This window comes from Acuticoccus yangtzensis (assembly GCF_001927245.1).
In the GTDB taxonomy this organism is placed as follows: domain Bacteria; phylum Pseudomonadota; class Alphaproteobacteria; order Rhizobiales; family Amorphaceae; genus Acuticoccus; species Acuticoccus yangtzensis.
Window position 1 is genome coordinate 386,705 of record NZ_MJUX01000001.1, and the last position, 21,635, is coordinate 408,339.

At 69.5% G+C, this 21,635-nt stretch carries 20 protein-coding genes; 2 read left to right on the top strand and 18 right to left on the bottom strand.

Annotated elements, in window-relative coordinates:
- Positions 1 to 26: 26 nt before the first annotated feature.
- The 4 genes from rpsO to rbfA all read right to left on the bottom strand — a co-directional run bounded on the left by rpsO (position 27) and on the right by rbfA (position 2,595).
- On the bottom strand, positions 27 to 296 hold the full coding sequence (rpsO, locus tag BIX52_RS01705) for a 30S ribosomal protein S15 (RefSeq protein ID WP_075219277.1): 270 nt from the start codon (positions 294 to 296) through the stop codon (positions 27 to 29).
- A gap of 194 nt (positions 297 to 490) precedes the next feature.
- Positions 491 to 808 carry a hypothetical protein gene (locus tag BIX52_RS01710; RefSeq protein ID WP_075219278.1) on the bottom strand — a complete coding sequence of 106 codons (318 nt, stop codon included), beginning with the start codon at positions 806 to 808 and terminating at the stop codon, positions 491 to 493.
- Positions 809 to 951: 143 nt separating this feature from the next.
- Positions 952 to 2,049 (bottom strand): tRNA pseudouridine(55) synthase TruB, encoded by a 1,098-nt coding sequence (gene truB / locus BIX52_RS01715; RefSeq protein WP_083659931.1) that lies wholly within the window; start codon positions 2,047 to 2,049, stop codon positions 952 to 954.
- 18 nt (positions 2,050 to 2,067) lie between these two features.
- Positions 2,068 to 2,595 carry a 30S ribosome-binding factor RbfA gene (gene rbfA, locus BIX52_RS01720; RefSeq protein WP_342743813.1) on the bottom strand — a complete coding sequence of 176 codons (528 nt, stop codon included), beginning with the start codon at positions 2,593 to 2,595 and terminating at the stop codon, positions 2,068 to 2,070.
- Between the two features lie 48 nt (positions 2,596 to 2,643).
- Here rbfA and BIX52_RS23180 point away from each other — a divergent pair, with 48 nt between their 5' ends.
- The gene (locus BIX52_RS23180; protein WP_157956181.1) at positions 2,644 to 2,796 is read left to right on the top strand and encodes a hypothetical protein; all 153 of its coding nucleotides are present in this window, start codon (positions 2,644 to 2,646) and stop codon (positions 2,794 to 2,796) included.
- Positions 2,797 to 2,815: 19 nt separating this feature from the next.
- Here the strand turns inward: BIX52_RS23180 and BIX52_RS01730 are convergent, their stop codons facing one another.
- The 11 genes from BIX52_RS01730 to gltX all read right to left on the bottom strand — a co-directional run bounded on the left by BIX52_RS01730 (position 2,816) and on the right by gltX (position 15,677).
- Positions 2,816 to 3,184, bottom strand: coding sequence for a hypothetical protein (locus BIX52_RS01730; RefSeq protein ID WP_075219282.1), 369 nt, complete (start codon positions 3,182 to 3,184; stop codon positions 2,816 to 2,818).
- 43 nt (positions 3,185 to 3,227) lie between these two features.
- Positions 3,228 to 6,317, bottom strand: a complete 3,090-nt coding sequence (gene infB, locus BIX52_RS01735; RefSeq protein ID WP_075219283.1) for a translation initiation factor IF-2 — start codon at positions 6,315 to 6,317, stop codon at positions 3,228 to 3,230.
- Positions 6,314 to 6,985, bottom strand: a complete 672-nt coding sequence (locus tag BIX52_RS01740; protein WP_083659932.1) for an RNA-binding protein — start codon at positions 6,983 to 6,985, stop codon at positions 6,314 to 6,316. Before BIX52_RS01740 ends, infB begins: the two co-directional genes overlap by 4 nt.
- A complete protein-coding gene (nusA, locus tag BIX52_RS01745) occupies positions 6,979 to 8,799 on the bottom strand; it encodes a transcription termination factor NusA (protein WP_083659933.1) in 1,821 nt (606 codons plus the stop codon). Before nusA ends, BIX52_RS01740 begins: the two co-directional genes overlap by 7 nt.
- 176 nt (positions 8,800 to 8,975) lie before the next feature.
- Entirely contained in the window at positions 8,976 to 9,527 is a 552-nt protein-coding gene (rimP, locus tag BIX52_RS01750; RefSeq protein ID WP_075219285.1) for a ribosome maturation factor RimP, read from the bottom strand.
- 113 nt (positions 9,528 to 9,640) lie between these two features.
- Positions 9,641 to 10,174 (bottom strand): RNA pyrophosphohydrolase, encoded by a 534-nt coding sequence (locus tag BIX52_RS01755; RefSeq protein ID WP_075219286.1) that lies wholly within the window; start codon positions 10,172 to 10,174, stop codon positions 9,641 to 9,643.
- On the bottom strand, positions 10,174 to 10,806 hold the full coding sequence (locus BIX52_RS01760) for a glutathione peroxidase (RefSeq protein WP_171973570.1): 633 nt from the start codon (positions 10,804 to 10,806) through the stop codon (positions 10,174 to 10,176). The genes BIX52_RS01755 and BIX52_RS01760 overlap by 1 nt, the downstream gene beginning before the upstream one ends.
- 17 nt (positions 10,807 to 10,823) lie before the next feature.
- Entirely contained in the window at positions 10,824 to 11,531 is a 708-nt protein-coding gene (locus tag BIX52_RS01765) for a pyridoxamine 5'-phosphate oxidase family protein (protein ID WP_083659934.1), read from the bottom strand.
- Between the two features lie 65 nt (positions 11,532 to 11,596).
- The gene (locus tag BIX52_RS01770) at positions 11,597 to 12,421 is read right to left on the bottom strand and encodes an SDR family NAD(P)-dependent oxidoreductase (RefSeq protein WP_083659935.1); all 825 of its coding nucleotides are present in this window, start codon (positions 12,419 to 12,421) and stop codon (positions 11,597 to 11,599) included.
- A gap of 137 nt (positions 12,422 to 12,558) precedes the next feature.
- Positions 12,559 to 13,851: a citrate synthase gene (gltA, locus tag BIX52_RS01775; protein ID WP_075219287.1), complete on the bottom strand. Its 1,293-nt coding sequence runs from the start codon at positions 13,849 to 13,851 to the stop codon at positions 12,559 to 12,561.
- Positions 13,852 to 14,246: 395 nt separating this feature from the next.
- Positions 14,247 to 15,677: a glutamate--tRNA ligase gene (gene gltX, locus BIX52_RS01780; protein WP_075220091.1), complete on the bottom strand. Its 1,431-nt coding sequence runs from the start codon at positions 15,675 to 15,677 to the stop codon at positions 14,247 to 14,249.
- A 440-nt stretch (positions 15,678 to 16,117) separates the two neighbouring features.
- Between gltX and BIX52_RS01785 the strand changes: the two genes are divergently transcribed.
- Complete coding sequence (locus BIX52_RS01785) at positions 16,118 to 18,274, top strand: ComEC/Rec2 family competence protein (protein WP_075219288.1); 2,157 nt, start codon at positions 16,118 to 16,120, stop codon at positions 18,272 to 18,274.
- A gap of 294 nt (positions 18,275 to 18,568) precedes the next feature.
- Here BIX52_RS01785 and BIX52_RS01790 read toward each other — a convergent pair whose 3' ends face one another.
- From BIX52_RS01790 to lpxA, 3 genes are all read right to left on the bottom strand, one after another.
- Positions 18,569 to 19,753, bottom strand: a complete 1,185-nt coding sequence (locus BIX52_RS01790; RefSeq protein ID WP_075219289.1) for a lipid-A-disaccharide synthase — start codon at positions 19,751 to 19,753, stop codon at positions 18,569 to 18,571.
- On the bottom strand, positions 19,750 to 20,628 hold the full coding sequence (locus BIX52_RS01795; RefSeq protein ID WP_108676381.1) for an LpxI family protein: 879 nt from the start codon (positions 20,626 to 20,628) through the stop codon (positions 19,750 to 19,752). The genes BIX52_RS01790 and BIX52_RS01795 overlap by 4 nt, the downstream gene beginning before the upstream one ends.
- 141 nt (positions 20,629 to 20,769) lie before the next feature.
- Positions 20,770 to 21,633, bottom strand: a complete 864-nt coding sequence (gene lpxA, locus BIX52_RS01800; protein WP_075219291.1) for an acyl-ACP--UDP-N-acetylglucosamine O-acyltransferase — start codon at positions 21,631 to 21,633, stop codon at positions 20,770 to 20,772.
- Positions 21,634 to 21,635: the final 2 nt, after the last annotated feature.

Consider the following 21,635-nt stretch of genomic DNA (forward strand, 5'->3'; position numbering starts at 1 on the left):
AGGCCGCCCGAAGGCGGCCCATCAGATCAGCGGCGCAGGCCGAGACGGCCGATGATGGACTGGTAGCGCTCGACGTCCTTGCCCTTCACATAGTCGAGAAGGTGACGGCGCTGGGACACCAGCTTCAGAAGACCGCGACGCGAGTGGTTGTCCTTCGCGTGGGTCTTGAAGTGCTCGGTCAGATTGATGATGCGCTCGGTCAGAAGCGCGATCTGCACCTCGGGCGAACCGGTGTCGCCTTCCTTGGTCGCATACTCTTTGATGAGCTCCTGGCGGCGCTCTGCAGTGATCGACATCGGTGTCTCCTATGTCACGAGGGATGCGCGGCGAGCCGGGATGTCGTCCAGCAAGCGCACGGGTCGGCCATGTCAGCGATACGCGAGACGGCCGCGTTCGCCAACACATAATGAGCGCATGGCGCCTGTTTTAGAGGCGTCATGCGCAAATGACGGCCGGTCGGGGCCGCTGCCCCTCGGCCGAAGCGGCCGTGTCAGACGCAGACGAGATGGCGCGTCCACACCCAGCCGTAATAAATGCTGGACCCCGGCGCCGCAAGCCGCACCCAAAGGTCGGCCACCGGATCGAAGGGCACATCCAGAATTTCGACTGCGAGGCCGCTCGGCAGGGTGCCGTAGGTCGTCGTGCGCGGGGCGCGGTGATACTCGATCGGCGCGCCCAGGATGCAGGCATAGGGCCGGACTGCCGCCGCCGCGGGCGGTGCGGGAACGTAAAGATCCGCCGCACCGGCCGGGAAGGCCGCGGCAACGAGGCTGAGGCACGCAAGAATGCGCGTGAGAAGGCGACGCATGGATGGCTCCGGTCTGACGGTGGTGGCCCACTGGTCGAACCACGGGCGGCCGGATCCTATCGCCCGGACCTTGGCCGAGCGCAGCGTCGCCACACCCTGCCGCGGCGGATGCCGCGCCCTTCAGGACGCGGCACCCGAGGGCGTCAGTGCGCCTCGTCGGCTCCGCTCGTCAGCTCCGTATGCTCATCGCGCTCCGGACGCGGGGTCGGCATGATGGTGATGCGGCGGCGCGGCGCCTTGAAGACACGCACCGGGCGCAATTCGCCCGCCTCGGCGCGGCACAGGGCGACGAGCTTGCCCCCCTCCATCGCGCAGATCTCGGAGTTTTCCTCCAGCGCAGGATCGCCCGGACGCAGCAGCGCCCCCTGGCCGCGGCGCAGACGCCCGGCCGCGTTGCGATCCACCACGATCTCGGGAAGGCCGAGAAGCGCGTCGGACGGTTCGCGCAGCACCTCGTCGATCGCCGCCTGCGGGTCCACCGCCTCTTCACGCAGATCGTCCAGCGTGATCATGTCCTCGGCATGGAACGGGCCGACACGGGTGCGGCGCAGAGCGGTCACGTGACCATAGGTGCCGAGCGCCTCGCCCAGATCGCGGGCGATGGAGCGCACATAGGTGCCCTTGCCGCAATCGCAGACGAGCGTCACCTCGTCCTCGGCCGGCTCGCCCAGGATGGCGAGGCGCGTCACCGTGACGATGCGCGGTTTCAGCTCCACCACCTCGCCGCCGCGGGCAAGGTCATAGGCGCGTTGACCGTCCACCTTGATCGCCGAATAACGCGGCGGAACCTGGCTGATCTCGCCGACGAAGGCCGGCAGCGCCGCCTCGATCTCGGCGCGGGTCGGGCGCTTGTCGGAGGTGGCGATCACCTCGCCCTCGGTGTCGTCGGTCGCGGTCGCCGCGCCCCACTTCACCGTGAACTCGTAGGTCTTTGCACCGTCCACCACGAAGGGGACGGTCTTCGTCGCCTCACCGAAGGCGAGCGGCAGAAGGCCGGTCGCGATCGGGTCGAGGGTGCCCGCGTGGCCGGCCTTCTCGGGGCTGAAGAGGCGCTTCACCGCCGACAGCGCCTGCGTCGAGGTCAGGCCCGACGGCTTGTCGAGGACGATCCAGCCGTCGAGCTGGTTCTTCGGCTTGCCGCGGCGGCGCTGCTGGCCTTTACCGCGGGTGCGCTGCGGCGAGGGGGCGCTCTCGCGCTCCAGGTCGAAGGTCCTCACCACGCGGCTGGTCTCCCGTCTCATCGTACTTCGCTCACTCGTTTATTGGTTGCCGCCTGACGTCCGATCGTCCGCGGCGGGGGTCGCCGGGGAGTCGGTGCCGGATGCATGGGGGATGTCCGTTGCGCGGGGGGTGCCGGCATCGCCGCCCCCCTCTTCCGCACCGAGATCGCGTGCGACCTCGGGCTCGGCCAGCGCGTCGCGCATGCGGTCGTCATCGTCGAACCGCGTGTCGAGGCGGAAGCGCAACTCGGGCATGTATTTCAGTTGGCGGATCTGCCGCGAAAGCTGGCCGCGCAGGGGCTTGGCCTGACGCGCGAGGGCTTTCACGATGACGTCCGCGTTCGCGCCGCCGAGCGGCATGACGAATACCGTGGCGATCTTCAGATCCGGCGTCATGCGCACTTCGGGCACGGTGATGGGTTGGCGGTCGATATCGGGATCGTAGGTCCCGCCGCGCATGAGAATATCGGATAGCGCGTGGCGGACGAGCTCGCCCACGCGCAGCTGGCGTTGTGATTGCATGGTCTTCGCACTTTTGTCGGCCGGGATCGGACCGGCGTCGTTCAGTCTGGCCTATCGAGAGCGTTCACGTTCGAGCAGACGGATAATCAGCTCGTGTTGCGCCTCGATCTTTCTCATTCGTTCAAGGAGTTCGTTGAGGTCTTTGCGATCCCGAGCTTGCCCGTGGACCAGCCTGTCAATCGTCCGCTCGAAACGGACGATGTTGCGCGCGAACCGGAAGATCCGGTCGCGCACAACCGGCCATGAGAGGCCGAGATCCGACGGATCAGGCCCCTCCGCCATGCTCGGTCGCACGTGCGGCAAAGGCCCGGCGGCCGTCGTCGACCTGATCGAGGATCGCGTCCCACGCGTCGAGCTTGCCCTCGAGCGTCGCCGATACGCGGTCCATCTCGTCGACCAACGCATCGTTCATCGCCGGATCGGAACCCGGCGATGAGAGCGATGCGTCGTCGAGGTCGAGCGCCATCAAAGCGGCATCGAGAAGCTGCGAGCACAGGACCTCACCGTCGTCGGCGGCTTCGGATCGCGCAAACTCGATCAGGCTCACGAGAATTTCCCGGTTCGTCAGGCTGCCCGAGCGAACGGGCAGGACGATGGCATTCTCGATCGACGGCGTCTGCTCAACGGAACGCATAGGCCCCTCCGAAACTCAACCGATGATGGCACGCCGCCGGCCCTTAGGCCAGCGTGCGCTCCACCTCTTCGACGCGGAAGCACTCGATGACGTCGCCTTCGCGAATGTCCTCGTACTTCTCGAAGGCCATGCCGCACTCCTGACCGGACTGGACTTCCTTCACCTCGTCCTTGAAGCGCTTCAGCGTCTTCAGGGTGCCTTCGTGGATCACCACGTTGTCGCGCAGGAGGCGCACGCCGGAGCCGCGCTCCACCATGCCGTCCGTCACACGGCAACCGGCCACCTTGCCGATCTTCGTGATGTTGAAGACCTGCAGGATCTCGGCATAACCGATGAACGTCTCACGGCGTTCCGGCGCCAGCATGCCGGACATCGCTTCCTTCACGTCGTCGATCAGGTTGTAGATGATCGAGTAGTAACGGATCTCGACGCCCGCACGGTCGGCCGCGTCGCGCGCCTGCTTGTTGGCACGCACGTTGAAGCCGATGATGATGCCGCCGGTCGCCGCCGCCAGGGTGACGTCCGACTCGGTGATGGCGCCGACGCCCTGATGCAGGATGCGGGCGGCCACCTCGTCGGTGTTGAGCTTCTCGAGCGCACCGTTGATCGCCTCGGCCGAGCCCTGGACGTCCGCCTTCAGAACCAGCGGGAACTCGGAGAGCCCGTTGTTCTGGAGGTTGGTCATCATCTGCTCGAGCGACATCGCGGTCGACGGGGCGGCGGACGCCTCGCGCTTCACGCGGTCACGGTACTCGGTGATCTCACGCGCCCGCTGCTCGGACTCCACGACCACGAACTGGTCGCCGGCTTCCGGTGTGGCGTTGAGGCCGAGAACCTCGACCGGCATGGACGGGCCCGCTTCCTTCACCCGCTCGCCAGTGTCGGTGACGAGAGCGCGGACCTTGCCCCACTCGGTACCGGCGACGAGGATGTCGCCCACCTTGAGCGTGCCCTGCTGCACGAGGCAGGTCGCGACGGCGCCGCGGCCCTTGTCGAGCTGGGCCTCGACCACCACGCCCTGGGCCTCGCGGTCCGGGTTGGCTTTGAGCTCCAGCACCTCGGCCTGCAGCAGACAAGCGTTCAGAAGGTCTTCGAGGCCCTGCCCGGTGTGGGCGGAGACTTCGACGTCCTGCACGTCGCCCGACAGGCTTTCGACCACCACGTCGTACTGCAGAAGGTCCGTGCGGACGCGCTGCGGATCGGCGGACGGCTTGTCGATCTTGTTGATCGCCACGATCATCGGCACACCGGCCGCCTTGGCGTGGCTGATCGCCTCCTGGGTCTGCGGCATGACGCCGTCGTCGGCCGCCACCACGAGGATGACGATGTCCGTCGCCTTGGCACCGCGGGCACGCATGGCCGTGAAGGCGGCGTGGCCCGGCGTGTCGAGGAAGGTGACCTTGCCGTTGCCGATATCGACCTGATAGGCGCCGATGTGCTGGGTGATGCCGCCGGCCTCGCCGGAGACGACGTTGGCCTTGCGGATCGCGTCCAGCAGTGACGTCTTGCCGTGGTCGACGTGGCCCATGATCGTGACGACAGGGGGACGCGAAATCGCGTTCTCCGTGTCGAAGTCACGTTCATCGAACAGACCCGTCTCGACGTCCGCTTCGGAGACGCGCTTCACCGTGTGGCCGAACTCCGTCACCACCAGTTCGGCGGTGTCGGCGTCGATGATGTCGGTGATCTTGTGCATCTGCCCCTGCTTCATCAGGAGCTTGATGACGTCCACACCGCGTTCGGACATACGGGAGGCGAGATCCTGGATGGAAATCGCATCGGGGATGGTGACTTCACGCATAATCTTCTCGCGGGGACCCGAGCGCGAGCCACCGCCTTTTTGCTTCTCGCGGCGACGGCGCAGGGCGGCCAGCGACCGGCCCCGCTCCGAATCGTCGTCGAGCGCGGTGGTGATCGTCAGCTTGGTCTTGCGGCGGTCGTCGCCTTTGGTCGCGGTCTTGGTCGGAGTCGCGCGGGCCTTCTTGGCCTTGGCGGACGCGGCCTCGTCCTCTTCCAGCGCGTCCTTGCGGCGCACGACCGGGGCGCTGCCACGCGCACCGCGGGCATCCGCCGCCTCTTCGGGCGACACGGAGGCGTCGGCCGCCTTGTTCTTGGCGTCCTCCGCTTCCTTCGCGGCGCGGCGGGCGGCGAGCTCGGCCTCGGCCTGGCGGCGGGCCTCCTCACGCTCCTTGCGCAGCTCCTCTTCGGCGAGCTGGCGCTTGGCGGCGACGATGGCTTCGCGCTCGCGAACCGCCTCTTCCTCGGCACGCTTCTTCTGCTCGCTCTCCTGCGAGCGGGCCATGGCGAGGGCGCGGGCGCGGGCCTCCTGCTCGGCGCGCGACAGGGTGCGGTGCACCTGGCCGCCGCCGGCGCGGCGGTCGGAGCCGCGATCGCCGGGACGGGTGCCGCGATCGTCACGGCCGCCGCGATCGTTGCCGCGCGGAGCGGCGTTGCGGCCGCCGTCACGGCCACCATCACGTCCGCCGCGGGCGTCGCGGTCGGATCGGCCATCACCGGCGCGCGACTGGGCGCCGCGCGGACCGGGGGTGGAGGCGTGGGCGGAGCGGCGGCGCGGACCGTCCTCGGCCGGGGCGGCGGGCGCCGGCGGCTGAGTGCGCACCTCGGCCTTGCCGATGATGCGCGGACGGCGCGGCATGTTCAGCGCCTGCGCGGCCAATTCCTCGGCCGTTGGCGGACGCGAGACGCCGGAGGCATCCGCAGCCGTCGCCTGTGCGGGGGTGGACGTTGCCGGTTGTGCCGGCGTCGTCACCTCGGCTGCCGGTTCGGCGGCAGCGGAGGGAGCGTCGGCGGGCTCGGCCGCCGGAGCTGTCGGGGCAGCGGAGGCCGCCGGAGCGGCATCGCGACGCGGCGCCGCCGGCTGAGCCGGGGCCTCGCGACGCTGCGCCTCGGCCGCCGGGGCGGCCTGCTGACGGCGCGGCTCCGCCGCAGGCTGGGGCGTATCCTGCCCCGGCACCACGACGCGACGCTTCTTCTTCTCGACAACGACCGACTTCGTACGGCCATGCGAGAAGCTCTGACGCACCGTCCCCTTCTCCACGCCGCCACGGCGCGAAGAAAGCGACAAGGTCTGCTTCCGGCCGCCTTGATCGCCGGTGTCGTTCGTTTCGCTCATATAGCAATTGGTCCTGCGAACCGGAGTTCGTCGGGTTGATCAGAATGCGTATCGCTCTGCGTGCCGCCAAAGTGGTACACGCGCAAGCGCGAAGCATCCAGGATAAAGAGTTCAGCTAGTCGACCAGGCGCGAGTGCGGCATGAACCACACGTTCCCGACCCAAAGTGCGTTCCAGCTCGGCTGAATCGAACACGTCGACCACGTCTAGCTTGTTATGGAGATCGAAGGCCTTCTTGGCAAGCGCTTCGACCTTACGTCGGCCGTCGACGGCCGCGTCGGACGCGAAAACGAGCCCGCGAATGCGGCCCGCGGCCACCTCCGCCCTCACCTTTTCGAACCCTGCGGTCACCAGACCGGCCTTGTGGGCGAACGCCAGACGCTCCAGCGCCGCCCGCCGCAGCAGATGACCCACCTGCTCCGGCAACGTGTCGGGCGCCTCCACCTGCGCCTTGAAGCCGCGGGAAAAGACCCGCTTCTTCACCGCCTCGGCGATGCGTTCCGCCGAAGCCTCCACCCAGACACCGCGTCCGGGCAGTTTACGCCTGACATCCGGCACGACGACACCGTCGGGGGAGAGCACGAAACGAATCATCGTCTCGGGCGTCCCCTTACGGCGCGTCACCAGGCAGGTGCGCTGCGGAGATTTTGGCGCGCGCGCCGTCAGGATGCACTCTCCAAAGGCTTTTCGTCGTCGTCGCCCTCTTCGCCGGCATCGTCGTCACCGGCATCGTCTTCGCCAGCGTCGGCCTCGGCGAGATCGGCGTCGGCCGGATCGTCCTCGGCCAGTTCCACGTCGGCCGCCTCGTCGCCGGCCAGATCGTCGCTGTCCAGATCGGCATCGCCCAGATCGGCGTCGGCCAGCTCGGCGGCGGCCAGATCCTCGTCGTCCAGCGCCTCGGCGTCCAGATCGTCGCCCGCGTCGCCGACGAGGTCGTCTTCGCTGATCCAGCCGGCGACGACGCGCGCGGTCATGATCATCTGTTCCGCATCGGCGCGCGACACGCCGAACTCGGCGAGCGGGCCGGTGTGACGAATAGTCTCCGAGCCGCGCTTCTCCACCCAGCCGACGAGATCGTCAGGCACGGAGCCCGCGAAATCCTCGAGAGACTTCACGTCGTCCTTGCCGAGCGCCACCATCATCGCGGTGGTGATCCCCGGAACCTCGCGCAGATCGTCCTCGACGCCGAGCGCCCGGCGCTCCTCGTCGTTCAGACGCTCACGCTCGTCCAAGTTATCGCGGGCGCGGGCCTGGATTTCCTCGGCCGTCTCCTCGTCGAACCCTTCGATCGAGGCGATCTCGTCGAGGTCCACATAGGCGACCTCCTCCATGGAGGTGAAGCCCTCGGAGGCGAGAAGCTGACCCACCACTTCGTCGACGTTCAGACCGTCGACGAAAAGCTGGGTGCGCTCGTTGAATTCCTTCTGGCGCCGCTCGGACTCTTCCTGCTCGGTCAGGATGTCGATGTCCCAGCCGGTGAGCTGCGAGGCGAGGCGCACGTTCTGGCCGCGGCGGCCGATGGCGAGCGAGAGCTGCTCGTCCGGCACCACCACCTCGATGCGCTCCGAATCCTCGTCCAGCACCACCTTGGCGACTTCCGCCGGCTGCAGCGCGTTGACGATGAACGTCGCGGCATCGGGCGACCAGGGGATGATGTCGATCTTCTCGCCCTGCAGCTCCTGCACCACGGCCTGCACGCGGCTGCCGCGCATACCGACGCAGGCGCCCACGGGGTCGATGGAGGAATCGCGGCTGATCACGGCGATCTTGGCGCGGCTGCCCGGATCGCGGGCGACCGACTTCACCTCGATCACGCCGTCATAGATTTCCGGCACCTCCTGGCGGAACAGGCAAGCGGTGAACTGGGGATGCGTGCGGGACAGGAAGATCTGCGGCCCGCGCGGCTCGCGGCGCACGTCCATCACGTAGGCGCGGATGCGGTCGCCGGGACGGAACACCTCGCGCGGGATGAGCTGATCGCGCCGGCAGATCGCCTCGCCGCGGCCGAGATCGACGATCACGTTACCGTATTCGGCGCGCTTGACGATGCCGTTGATGATGTCGCCGACGCGGTCCTTGTACTCGTCATATTGCCGGTCGCGCTCGGCCTCGCGCACCTTCTGCACGATGACCTGCTTGGCCGACTGGGTGGCGACGCGGCCGAACTCGATCGGCGGCAGCGGATCGGCGATGAAGTCGCCCACCTGCGCGGCCGGGTTCTTCGCGAGCGCGTCCTTCAGCTCGATCTGTGTCGCCGGATTTTCCAATTCCTCGACCACGAGGAGCAGGCGCTGCAGCCGCGTCTCGCCGGTCTTCGGATTGATCTCGGCGCGGATCTCGGTCTCCTGGCCGTAGCGGGCGCGGGCAGCCTTCTGGATCGCGTCTTCCATCGCCTCGATGACGATGCCGCGGTCGATCTGCTTTTCGCGCGCCACCGCATCGGCGATCTGCAACAATTCCAGCTTGTTCGCGCTGACTGCCATACCGTTTCCGTCCCACTCTGACCACGCGTCGGCGCGGTCCTTGATCCATCTGGCCGCGCGTCGGCACGGTCTCTGATCCGTCTGGCCGGACCCTTCCGGGGCCGCGACCGTCGATCCGCTGCTTCGCCGCAACGGGCGCCGCGATCCCTTGAAGGGTCGCGGCCGGCCCCGTACGGCTAGTTCAGCTCCGCATTCTTGCCCGCCTTCAGCGACTGGGCGATCAACGCGTCGGTCAGGACCAGACGCGCGTCGGACAATTCACCGAGCGGAACGAACACTTTCTCTCCACCGAGCTCGGACAGACGCAGATGCACATTGTCCCCGTCGAGGCCGAGGATGATGCCGCGCCAGCGGCGGCGACCGTCGACCGGAATCGCGGTCTCCAACTTGGCCTCGTTGCCGGACCAGCGCTCGAAATCCTCCCGGCGGACCAACGGACGGTCGATGCCGGGCGACGACACTTCGAGATGATACGCCTTGGAGATCGGATCGTCGACATCGAGGGCGGGAGAAACAGCATGGCTGATCGCCTCGCAGTCCTCGATGTTCAGCGTCCCGTCGGGCCTTTCGGCCATGATCTGCACCGTGCAGCCGTTCTGCGCCGTGATGCGTACGCGCACCAGACGATAGCCGAGACCATCGAGGCTCGGAATCACGATCTTCGCGACACGCGCCTCGAGGCCGGTTTCGGTCAATATCCGGTCGTCGTCCAAAGAAACCTCGCTCATCCCGGCGCATCCCGCCCGGCATTCGCACCGCGCGAGCAGGCTGCCGGAAACGCCGAATGGGCCGGCCCCCGAAGGCGCCAACCCGGTTGAGATCTGTAACCTGAGTGTCGGGCCTAAATAGCGTGGCGCTGCGGCGCGTGCAAGGCCCCGCCGCCGGCGACCGAGGCGAAGGCGTCCACCACGTAATCATAGACCTCGCGCTTGAACGGCACGACGAGGCCCGGCACCTCGGCGAGCGGCGCCCACTGCCAGTGCGAGAACTCCACGCTGTGACCGTCGGGCGGCTCGGCCACGTTGATCTCGCTCTCGTCGCCGGTGAAGCGGAAGGCGAACCAGCGCTGCGCTTGACCGCGATAGCGCCCCTTCCACGAGGCGACGTCCTTCGGCAGATCGTAGTGCAACCAGCCCTCGATCTCGCCGATCGGGGTGATCGACGTCACGCTGGTTTCCTCGAACAGCTCGCGGCGCGCGGCCGACATGGCGTCCTCGCCGTGGTCGATCCCGCCCTGCGGCATCTGCCACGAGTAGCTCGGCACCACCCCGCGCGAGGCGCGCTTGCCGAGGAACACCTCGCCCGCCTGCGAAAACAGCGCGATGCCCACGCACAGCCGGTACCCCTTGCGAGGCGTTTGCCCATAGGTCTCCATCAGAACCCCGTCGTCCTGAGCGCGGCTTCGACCGCGCCCATCACCTGCGGCGAGCGCGGCGACACGTAGGACGCGAAGGTCCCCGCGATGCGTCCGTCACGCCCGATCAGGATCTTGTGAAAATTCCAGCCCGGCACAGCCGCGCGCCCGCCCGCACGCCGCGCCCAGGCAAACAGAGGATGCGCGCCCGACCCCGTCACCGGCGCCTTCTGCAGCATCGGGAAGGAGACCTTATAGCGGCTGGTACAAAAGTTCGCGATATCGGCGTCGCTGCCCGGCTCCTGGCCGCCGAAGTCGTTCGACGGCACCGCCAGAACCGTGAGGCCGAGGCCGCGATAGGCCGCGTTCAACGCCTCCAGCCCCTCATATTGCGGCGTAAAGGCACAGCGCGATGCGGTGTTGACGAGGAGAACGACACGGCCCGCCAGCGCCGCCGCGTCGAACGGCTCACCGTCGATCCCGGTCAGCCGCTGGTCCTCCCAGACCAGCGCCGCGCCACCGCGCGGCGACGCGGCACCCGCCACGTCCGCCAGCGACCGCGCCGCCATGGTGAGGCCGACCGCCGACGCCGCGACGGCGAGCGCGGCCACTTTGACGATGGCCGCCGGTTTGGGGGCGATGGGACCCCGCATGCACGCTCCTTCGATTGTCAGGGGGCGAGCCACGTTCGGCTCGGACTGTCACCATAGCACAATAAGGCACGCCGATGCCCGCCCGCGCAGAGAAATAACCAGTCGATGCTGGCGATGTGAACCATGACGGGGAGAAAGTTGGCAAAGCTCTGCCGGTCGTCCAGCGGCGGAGCGGAAAGCGCCGCGCCCGCCCCGCTCTCCTCGGTGTTCTCAGCCCCCACGCCGCCCTCTGGCCCGAGCGCCGCACTGGGCGCGACGGGCTGGCCGTAGCAGCTCTTGGAGAAGGCGCGCATCTCGCTCCACAACCGCGCCGCCAGCGGATCGCCATAATGAAGCTGCACCCGCCCCTTGAGGCGCACCTGCACCTTCGCCTCATGGTCGTAAAGGAGCAGGCTGCAGCGCGGGTCGGCCTTGAAGGCGGCCACCTTGGGGGAGCGCCGATCCGTGTTGAAACGAACGGCGCGGGCCGCCCTGTCCGCATCGCGCAGGATGACCGTTCGCACCTCCGGAAATCCGCCGGAGCCGAAAGAGCCGAGACTCATCCTGTGGAAGGCGGCGTGGCGCGAGCGGGCGCCCTCCTCCAGCATCGCCCAGGCCGCAGCCTCCACCGCATCGAGCGAGCGGGCGTCGGCGGGCGAATTGGCGGCGTGCGAACCAGCAGCGGGCGAACAGGCAGCGGGCGAACCGGCGGCGCCCGTGGCGGTTCCGGCCGCGTCACCGCTCATCGCCTCTCACCGCCGCCGGGGTGGACCGAGCCTCTTGAAGGGCGCATCAGTCCCCGCCCCACGGCTCAATCACGGCTCTGCACGCGGTCGATCACCCGGCCGGCCTTCATGAACGCCTGCCCCACCATCGAGCGGGCGAGGGCCACGGGGGCGAGCGTGGCCGAGGAGACCGGGCCGATCATCACCGTGGTCTGCCGCCCCAGCGCGCTCAGGGTCTGGCGGGCCACCTTGTCCGGCGCCATCGCCCCCGGCATCCCCGCCCCCTTGTAGCCGGCCCGCGCGCCGAAATCGGTACGCACCGGCCCCGGACAGGCGCACAGGATGTCGATCGGCTCGCCGTCCATCTCAGCCGCCAGCGCCTCGGTAAAGGACAACACCAGCGCCTTCGCCGCCGCATAGGTGGCAAAGGTCGGCACCGGCACGAAGGCGGTGGAGGACGACACGTTGATGAGGCCGGCCCGCGTGCCGCTCTGCGCCGCACGCTCGATCATCGCCGGCATCAGCGCATGGGTCAGCGCCAGCAGCGCCTCCACGTCGATGCGCAGCGTGTCGCGGTGGCGGGCGAAGTCCACCTCCGTGAAGCGCCCCACGGCCCCCACTCCGGCGTTGTTGATCACGAGGTCGCAGCCCGCCGCATTGGCCGCCCGCACCACCGCGTCGACGCCCTCCTCGGTGGCGAGATCGGCCGTGACGATCCGCGCGCGGCTGCCGAACTCAGCCTCCAGCGCGGCGAGCTTCTCCGGATCGCGGCCGGTCAGAACGAGGTCGGTGGTCGCCGGCAAGGCGCGGGCGAACGCCTCGCCGAGGCCGCCGGTGGCCCCGGTGACGAGCGCCGCGCGCGGGGCGGGCCGCTCGGGACGGAGTCTGTCTTTGAGGCGGTCATGCATCATGGGACGAGTGTCCTCCGAGGGGCCGGTGGGTGTCGAGGTCTTTCATAGGGCGGCCGTTCCCAACGCAAAACGCGCCGCCCGTGGGGCGGCGCGTCGCATTCTGTCGCAGCCGGCGGGCGGCAGCGCCCGTGTCAGCCTCAGCGCTGGGCAATCGGCATATATTCGCGCTTGGGCGAGCCGGTGTAGAGCTGGCGCGGACGGCCGATGCGCTGCGCCGGATCCTCGACCATCTCCTTCCACTGGGCGATCCAGCCGACGGTGCGGGCGAGCGCGAAGAGCACCGTGAACATCGTCGTCGGGAAGCCGAGCGCACGCAGGGTGATGCCCGAGTAGAAGTCGATGTTCGGGTACAGCTTCTTCTCGACGAAGTAGGGATCGTTCAGCGCGATCTTCTCCAGCTCCATCGCCACTTCGAGGAGCGGATCGTCCTTGATGCCGAGCTCGCTCAGCACTTCATGGCAGGTCTTCTGCATGATGCGCGCGCGCGGGTCGTAGTTCTTGTAGACCCGGTGACCGAAGCCCATCAGGCGGAACGGATCGTTCTTGTCCTTGGCGCGGTCGATGAACTCGGGGATCCGGTCGGCGGTGCCGATCTGATCCAGCATGTTGAGCGCCGCTTCGTTGGCGCCGCCATGGGCCGGGCCCCACAGGCAGGCGATGCCGGCCGCGATACAGGCGAACGGGTTCGCCCCCGACGAGCCCGCCAGACGCACGGTCGAGGTGGACGCGTTCTGCTCGTGATCGGCGTGGAGGATGAAGATGCGGTCCATGGCGCGCGCCAGAACCGGGTTCACCTTGTACTCTTCGCACGGGACCGCGAAGCACATCCGCAGGAAGTTCGCCGAATAGTCGAGGTCGTTCTGCGGGTAAACGAACGGCTGGCCGATCGAATACTTGTAGGCCCAGGCCGCGATGGTCGGCATCTTCGCGACCATGCGGATCGAGGCGATCTCGCGGGCCTGCGGGTCCGTGATGTCGGTCGAGTCGTGGTAGAAGGCCGACAGCGCGCCGACGCATCCCACCATCACCGCCATCGGGTGCGCATCGCGCCGGAAGCCCGAATAGAAGCGGTTCATCTGCTCGTGGATCATCGTGTGACGGGTCACACGGTTCACGAAGTCCTGCTTCTGGCTCATCGTCGGCAATTCGCCGTAGAGGAGGAGATAGCAGGACTCCAGGAAGTCCCCGTGCTCGGCCAACTGCTCGATCGGGTAACCGCGATACAGAAGGACGCCCGCATCACCGTCGATATAGGTGATCTTCGACTCGCACGATGCGGTCGAGGTAAAGCCCGGATCGTAAGTGAACATCCCGGTGTCCTTGTAGAAGGACGAGATGTTGACGACGGACGGGCCTTCCGTGCCCGGCATGACGTCATAATTTACGGCGTCCGAACCGACGTTGAATTGTGCTTGGGAGTCTGTGGTCATCCGTCGGCCTCGCTTTCATTCGCCCGCAAAACAGGCAGCATCATAAGACCGGATCGCAATCCGGTCCCCTTCTGATCTGTCTCCCTTGCCAGTATCCCAGCTGTCCCCGCCCATCAAGCGCCCTGATCATGATCTGGAAATCAGATATGTGGCATGCCAATCGAACGCCGGGACCGAACACCCGCGGCCCCACCGGGCCCCGCGGCCGATCGCAACTCCCGCGCACGAGGCCATAGCGATTGTCTATGGCCCCGCGCCCTATGCGCCGGACCACCATCGCCGGCGCCTTGCCGCCAACGCCGCGTCGCGCGGAACGTCAGCCGCGCATCGCGGGAACCGAAACACCACGTCGCAGTGAATGGGAGCGCCGGCCGGCCGCGCTGCCGGCCCGATGCTCAAGCCTCGGCCTGGTCCTTGATCCGGCCCAGGGATTCGGCACGACCCAGCGCCACGAGAACGTCGAAGATGCCGGGCGACGTCGCCGCGCCGACCAGCGCGGCACGCAGCGGCTGCGCCACCTTGCCGAGCTTCACCCCCGCCTCGTCGGCATAGCGGCGGACTTCGCTCTCCAGCCCGTCCGCCCCCCACGGATCCACCACGGACAGCCGCTCGTGCAGCCGCGCCAGATGCGTGCGAGCGTCCCCCGCGAGAAGCTTCTGCGCCTTCTCGTCCATCGCGAGAGGCCGCTCCGCCCACAGGAAGCGCGCCGCGTCCAGAAGCTCGGCCATGGTCTTGGCACGCTCGGCAAGGCCCGGAACCAGGATCTCGAGCTTGGCCCGCGCGCCCGCGTCCAGCGCCGCCTCGATCGCCGCAGCGTCCTCCTGCGCCGCGATCACCGGGCCGAGCGCGGCCATCAGCCGGTCCGGCGTCGCCTCACGCATATAATGGCCGTTCATGTTCTCCAGCTTCGTGAAGTCGAAGCGGGACGGCGAGCGGCCGACCGCGGCCAGGCTGAAGAGCTCCGTCATCTCGCGCGTGGAGAAGAACTCGTCGTCCCCGTGCGCCCAGCCGAGCCGCACGAGATAATTGCGCAGCGCCTCCGGCAGATAGCCCATCGCCCTGTAGGCGTCGACGCCGAGCGCACCGTGCCGCTTGGAGAGCTTCGCCCCGTCCGGCCCGTGGATCAGCGGGATGTGCGCCATCTCGGGCACCTCCCACCCTAGCGCCTTGTAGATCAGCGCCTGGCGGGCGGCATTCGTCAGGTGGTCGTCACCGCGGATGATGTGGGTCACGCCCATGTCGTGATCGTCCACCACCACGGCCAGCATGTAGGTGGGCGTCCCGTCCGAGCGCAGGATGATGAGATCGTCGAGGTTCTCGTTGGCGAATCGCACCTCGCCTTGCACCATGTCGGGGATCACCGTGTCGCCGGTCAGCGGCGCCTTCAGGCGAATCACCGGGTCGACGCCGGCCGGCGCCTCGGACGGGTCCTTGTCGCGCCACGTCCCGTCATATTTCGGCGCGCGGCCCTCGGCTGCGGCCTTCTCGCGCATCGCCTGCAGCTCTTCGGGCGTGGTGTAGCAGCGGTAGGCCATGCCCTTGGCCACCAGCTCGTGCGCAACCTCGGCGTGCCGCGCCGCGCGGGCGGACTGGTAGACGATCTCGCCGTCACCCTCGAGCCCGAGCCACGAAAGGCCGTCGAGGATCGCGTCGATCGCCTCGGCGGTGGAGCGGGCGCGGTCGGTGTCCTCGATCCTGAGGCGCATCTCGCCGCCGTGGTGGCGGGCGAACAGCCAGTTGAAGAGCGCCGTACGGGCGCCGCCGATATGGAGGAAGCCGGTCGGCGACGGTGCGAACCGCGTCACCACCTTGGATTGAGAGGTCATCTGAAGCACGCTAATATGAGGCTGTCGGCGATGGTACTAGCGGGATGACCCCGCCCGCGTCGACCCTTTCGGGAGAGGGAAGATGCGCTTCGCTGGCCGCCACCGCCACTTCGCCGGACCGCTCCGGTGTCCGCGCCCCGCTCTCACGCATGTGGAGCGTTGCGGAGCGGGCCAGGCGCTGCGGCCATGACGCCGCCTCTCGATCCCTTCGCGAACCTCTCGGCCGCGGCGGCGACCGACCCCGCCGCTCTCGCCGCAGCCGTCTGGCGCCGCAGCAGGCCTCCTCGGCGAGAGCGCGCGCCGCCGAACCCGGCGAACGCCCCCGGCAGCGGCGGCAGCGGAACCGGCAGCAGCGGCGGAACCGGCAGTAGCACCGGCGCCACCGAAGGTCCGGTCCGCACACCGCGCCGGCCGGGACCGCGCAGCGTGCCGGACCGGCGGTGAGCCTCGTCATCCCCCGCCCGCGGGCCGCGTCCGGCGTCGCCGCATGGTTCGCCGCATGTGCCGCCCACGACCTCGCCTTCGGACGGTTTCAGCTCTGGCTGCCGGTCCTCACCGTCGCGGGCATCTTCGTCGCCGCCGAACTCCCGTTCGCCGTGCCGCCCGCGCTCAGCGGGGCCGCGCTCGCCGTGCTCCTCGGCCTGCGCTTCGCCGCCGGACGCACGGCCCTCTTCGCCGTCACCGCGCCGCCCCTCCTCGCCGCCGCCGCGTTGACGGCGGGGCTCCTGGCGCTCGGCCTGCAGGAGCGTTTCGGCGGAACGCCCGTCATCACCCACCAGCAGACCGCCGACATCACCGGCCTCGTCGTCTCAGCGGAGGGGCGCGGCGAGGGGCGGGACAGCGTCGTCGTCGCCCTCACCGCCGCCACGCTGGACGGGCCGGTGCCGCGGCGCATCCGCGTGTCGGTGCGCGGAGGCGGCCCCTTCCCGGCGGGGGCGACGGTGACCGGCAAGGTGCGCCTCTTCCCGCTTCAGGGGCCGGTCTATCCGGGCGGCTACGATTCCAGCCGCCGCCTCTTCTTCGACGGGATCGGCGCCACCGGCTTCAGCTATGGCGCGCTCACCGTCACCCGCCCGCCGGACCGGAGCGCCGCCGCGCTGGCCGACGCGCTGCGCCGCACGGTCGAGTCACGCATCACGGCCGCTCTCGCCCCCTCCGCCGACACCTCCGCTGCCAACTCCGCAGAACCCCGCCCCGCTGCCGAGCCCTCCCCCGCCGGAGCCGCCTTCGCCACCGCCCTCCTGGTGGGCAAGCGCGGCGACATGGCACCGGAGGACGTCGAGGCGCTTCGGGTGTCGGGCCTCGGCCACATCCTGGCGATCTCGGGGCTGCACATGGCGCTGGTGGCAGGCTCGGTGTTCGCCGCGGTGCGCTTCGTCCTCGCCGCGTGGCCCGCCGTGGCGCTGCGCCATCCGATCCGCAAATGGGCCGCCGTCGCTGGCGTCATGGCGGCCACCTTCTACCTCGTCCTGTCGGGCGGATCGGTCGCCACCATCCGCGCCTATGTCATGCTGATGGTGGGCCTCGCCGCCATCCTCGTCGACCGGCCGGCGCTCACCATGCGCACCATCGCCGTCGCCGCGGCGGTGGTGATCACGGTGGACCCGATCTCGGTCACCGAGCCCTCGTTCCAGATGTCCTTTCTGGCGGTCACCGCGCTCGTCGGCTTCTACGAATGGTGGTCGCGCAGGCGGATCCGCGTCGGCACCGGGCTGACGCGGCCGGTCGCGGCCTTCCTGATCGGCCTCGCCCTCACATCCCTCATCGCCGGCCTCGCGACGGCGCCCGCCTCGGCCTACCATTTCCACAGGCTCGCCCCGCTCGGCCTCCCGGCCAATCTCGCGGCCATGCCGATCTTCACCTTCATCGTGATGCCGGCCGGGGTGATCGGCCTCGCCGTGATGCCGCTCGGCCTCGAAGCGCTGCCGCTGACGGTGATGCGCTGGGGGCTGGACCTCGTCCTCGCCATCGCCCACGCCGCCACGGAGGCGACGGGGGACGCGGGGCTCACAGGCGCCATCCCGCCGGCGGCGGCGGTCCTCACCGCGCTCGGCCTCGTGTGGCTCGCGATCTTCACCGCGCCGTGGCGTCTCCTCGGCCTCGGCGCCATCGCGGCGGGCCTCGCCCTCGCCCCGCACGGACCGCGTTACGACGCGCTCGTCGCCGAAGACGGCCTCACCATCGCCGCCCGCGGCCCGGACGGCCGCCTTACCATGATGGGGGACACGGACGGCTTCGTGGCCACCCTATGGCTGAAGGCCGACGCCGACCCACGCACCAACGGGAAAAGCACCGACGCGGACGGAGCCCCTTCTTGCGACCCGGTCGGCTGCACGCTGCCGCTCGGCGACGGCCGGCTCGCCCGTCCACACTCGGCCCGCGCCGTCACCGAGGATTGCGCCCTCGCCGAGGTCGTCGTCTCCGTGCTGCGCCTCCCCGTCTGCGCCGCGCCCGGCGTCGTCGATCGCACGGTGCTGCGGCACCACGGCGCCACGGCGCTCACCCGCGGACCGGACGGAACGTGGCACACCACCACCGCCCGGCCGAACGGCCCCACCCGCGCATGGCAGATCCCCGCCGACCTCGGCTACGACTGACCCCCACGCCACCACCCACACGCGAGCCACCCCGCGCGGCCTCCGCACCCCACAGCCGGCACCCCACCACCTGCGAGGCGTCCACGCATCTCGGGTCCCCTCAGCCTGATCGCCGGAGCCGCCATCGCGCAAATCCGTTGGCGGAGACGGTGGTGCCTTGCCAAGGAGCCGCAGGCCGGCTTTAGCCGCTTGTCCTTGGGAAGGTGCCGCCGTCTCTGCCATGCGGTGCAGCGTGATGGCGGTTCCGGTGGTCAGGCGGGCCCTGATCGCTGGTGGGCAGGAGCCCGCCGGAGGCTACGGCCGCGCGCCCAGACCCTGCGGCACCATCTCCAGCACCGCGCCCGCGGCGGCATCGGCGGGCGAGGTGTCGACGCTCATCGCGGCGGTAAACGCATCGAACACGCGCGATTGCGCCTCCCGCTCGGGCGATCCGTCCACCAGCAGAGGGCCGAGGGCGGCAGCGAGGCGCTCGGCCGTCACCTCGTCCTCCAGAAAGGCGGGGATGTCGTTGCGGCCGACGACGATGTTGGCGAGCACCATCGACGGGGCGGTGACGATGCGCACCAGGGGATTGATCCACTTCACGAAGCGCCCGACGAGATCGAGCTTGTAGGCCACCACCATCGGGATGCGCGCGGCGGCGAGCTCCATCGTCACCGTGCCGGAGGCAGCGAGGGCGGCCCGCGCGCGGCCGAAGACGGCAGCCTTTTCGCCCCCGTCGCGCAGGGTGACCGGCACCGGCCAGGCCGCGGCCAGCTCTGCGATCCGCGCGCGCAGATGCGGCACGGCGAGAAGCTCGACGGGGCACGGCGGCGCCACCCGGCCGAGCGCCTCGCCGAAGACGGGCATCAGGTCCTCGATCTCGCGGCGGCGGCTTCCGGGGAGCACCAGCAGCGTCTCGCCGGTCGGCGCGATCGCCCGCATCCTCTCGAACAGAGGATGGCCGACATAGACGCAGCGCGGCCCGCCGAGGCGCTCGTGCACCGCGGGCTCGAACGGGAAGAGCGCCATGACGAGGTCGACATAAGGGCGCATCGCCCGCGCGCGCCCCGGCCGCCACGCCCACACGGTGGGGCTGACATAGTTGACGATCGGCACGTCCGGCAGAGCGCGGCGCACGCGCTTGGCCACACGGTGCGTGAATTCGGGCGAATCGACGATGACGAAGACGTCGGGGCGGAAGGCGATCACCGCATCCGCCGCCTCGCGGATGCGCGCCAGCAGGCGGGGAAGCTGGCGGATGATGGCGTCGATCCCCATCACCGAAACCTCCTCCTGGGCGAAAATGGGCGTCAGCCCGGCGGCGGTCATGTCCTCCGCGCCGATGCCGCACCATTGGATCTCGCGCCGCGCGGCCAGGGCCTGCATCAGCGCCCCGCCGAGCCGGTCGCCGGAGGGCTCGCCGGCGATGATCGCGATCTTCAGCGGCCGCCCGTCCGCGGCGGCGGTCTCTCCGCCGGCATTCACCGCGCCGGTCATTGCGCCACCACGAAGACGCCGACCTTGTCGGCGGCGCGCGCGACGGCGGCGCGCTCGGCGACGATGGTGCGCCCGGCCTCAATGGCGATGCCGCCGAGCCCGGCCTTCACCACACCGGCGAGGGTGGCGGCGCCGATCACCGGAACGTCGGTGCGCATCTCCTGACCCCGTTTGGCGCGTTTGACGAGGACGCCCGCCCCCTTCGCGGCGCGGAAGCGGCGGCGGGCGCGCACCTCGGCCACACGGTCCAGCATCGCATCGGTCCCCTCCGCGCCCTCGACGGCGACGATCCGGCCTTCCACCACAACCACCCCCTGCCCCACGTCGAACGGCGCCGACGCCTCCAGATATTGCACGCCCATGGCGATATCGGCCGCATGGGCCGAGCCCGGAAGGCATCGCCCGACCGGGCCCGGCGCGGCCAGAAGCTCCGGCACCGCCTCCGCCACGGACACCACGCGAAACCCCTCCTCCTCGATCATCGCGACGAGGTTGCGCACGATGGTATCGTCCCCGCCCACGACGGACCGCACGATGCGCGGCAGAAGACGCAGCGTCTCGAGGTCGGGGACCATGGCGGCGAAGTCCGGCCTCGTGCTGACGGTGCCGAGAAGAAGGACGTCCCGCACCTTCGCGTCGAGGGCGAGGCGGCGCAGACGGCCGAGTTGTCCGTAGGAAAAGCGGTGCGCGGCGATGCCGGGGCCGAGTTGCGGCACGGGGTCCGCCTCGTGGTCGATGGCGAAGACGACGACCGGGCGGCGCGGCGCGATGGCGGCGGCCGCCTCCCACGGAAGCCCGCCGGCGCCGGCGACGATGCCGAGCGGCCCCTCAGCCCCATGCGTCGTGGTCGCGGCACCGTCAACCATGGCGGGCATCGGCCGCCCCGGCCTCACGCGCCGCCGGGAAGGCGGCCAACCCGGCCTCACGCGCCACCGGGAGGGCCGCCGCCCCGGCCTCTCGCGCCGCCGGGAGGGCGGCCAACCCGGCCATTCGCGCCGCCGGGGCGGCGCGGCGCCTCATGCCTCGTCGTCGGCGTCCGCGTCGCCGGTCTGGTCGAGCGGGCCGTCATGGCGCGGGTCACGGCGGGTCGACATGTAGGGGCGGCGCGGGGCCTGGTCGATGAAGGCGAGGATGCGGTCGACCACGGGATCACCCGCCATCGCCTCGCGCAGCTTCTCGGTACGGTCCTCGAACTTGCCGTGCTCGTCGAACAGCATGGCATAGGCGGCGCGCATCTTGGCGACGGCCGCACGGTCGAAGCCGCGCCGCTTCAGACCGATGAGGTTCAGCGTCTGGATCCACGCCTTGCGACCCGTGGCGTAAGCGTAGGGCACCACGTCGTTGGTGACGCCGGCGAGGCCCGCCACGAAGGCGAAGGCGCCGATACGTGAGCGCTGCAGCACCGCCGTCTGCCCGCCGATCAGAACGAAATCGTCGAGCTGGCAGTGGCCGCCCAGGAGGACGTGGTTGGAGAGGACGACCCCGTTGCCGAGCGTGCAATCATGTCCGACATGGGAGCCGATCATGAAATAGCAGTTGTCGCCGATGACGGTGCGGCCGTGCCCCTTGGCGGTGCCGACGTTCATCGTGACGAGCTCGCGCACCGTGCAGTCGGCGCCGATGACGAGTTCGGTCGGCTCGTCCTTATAGGAAAAGTCCTGCGGTCCCTCGCCGACGACCGCCCCCGGATAGAGCCGGGTGCGCGGGCCGATCGTGGTATGGCCCGAGACCACCACGTTGGCGCCGATCTGAACCCCCTCGGCGAGAACCACATGGGGGCCGATGACGGCGTTGGGGCCGATCTTCACGCCATCGGCGATCTGTGCACCATCCTCGACGATGGCCGTCGGGTGGCGCGCTGCCAGGGAGGTTTGGGCCAAAT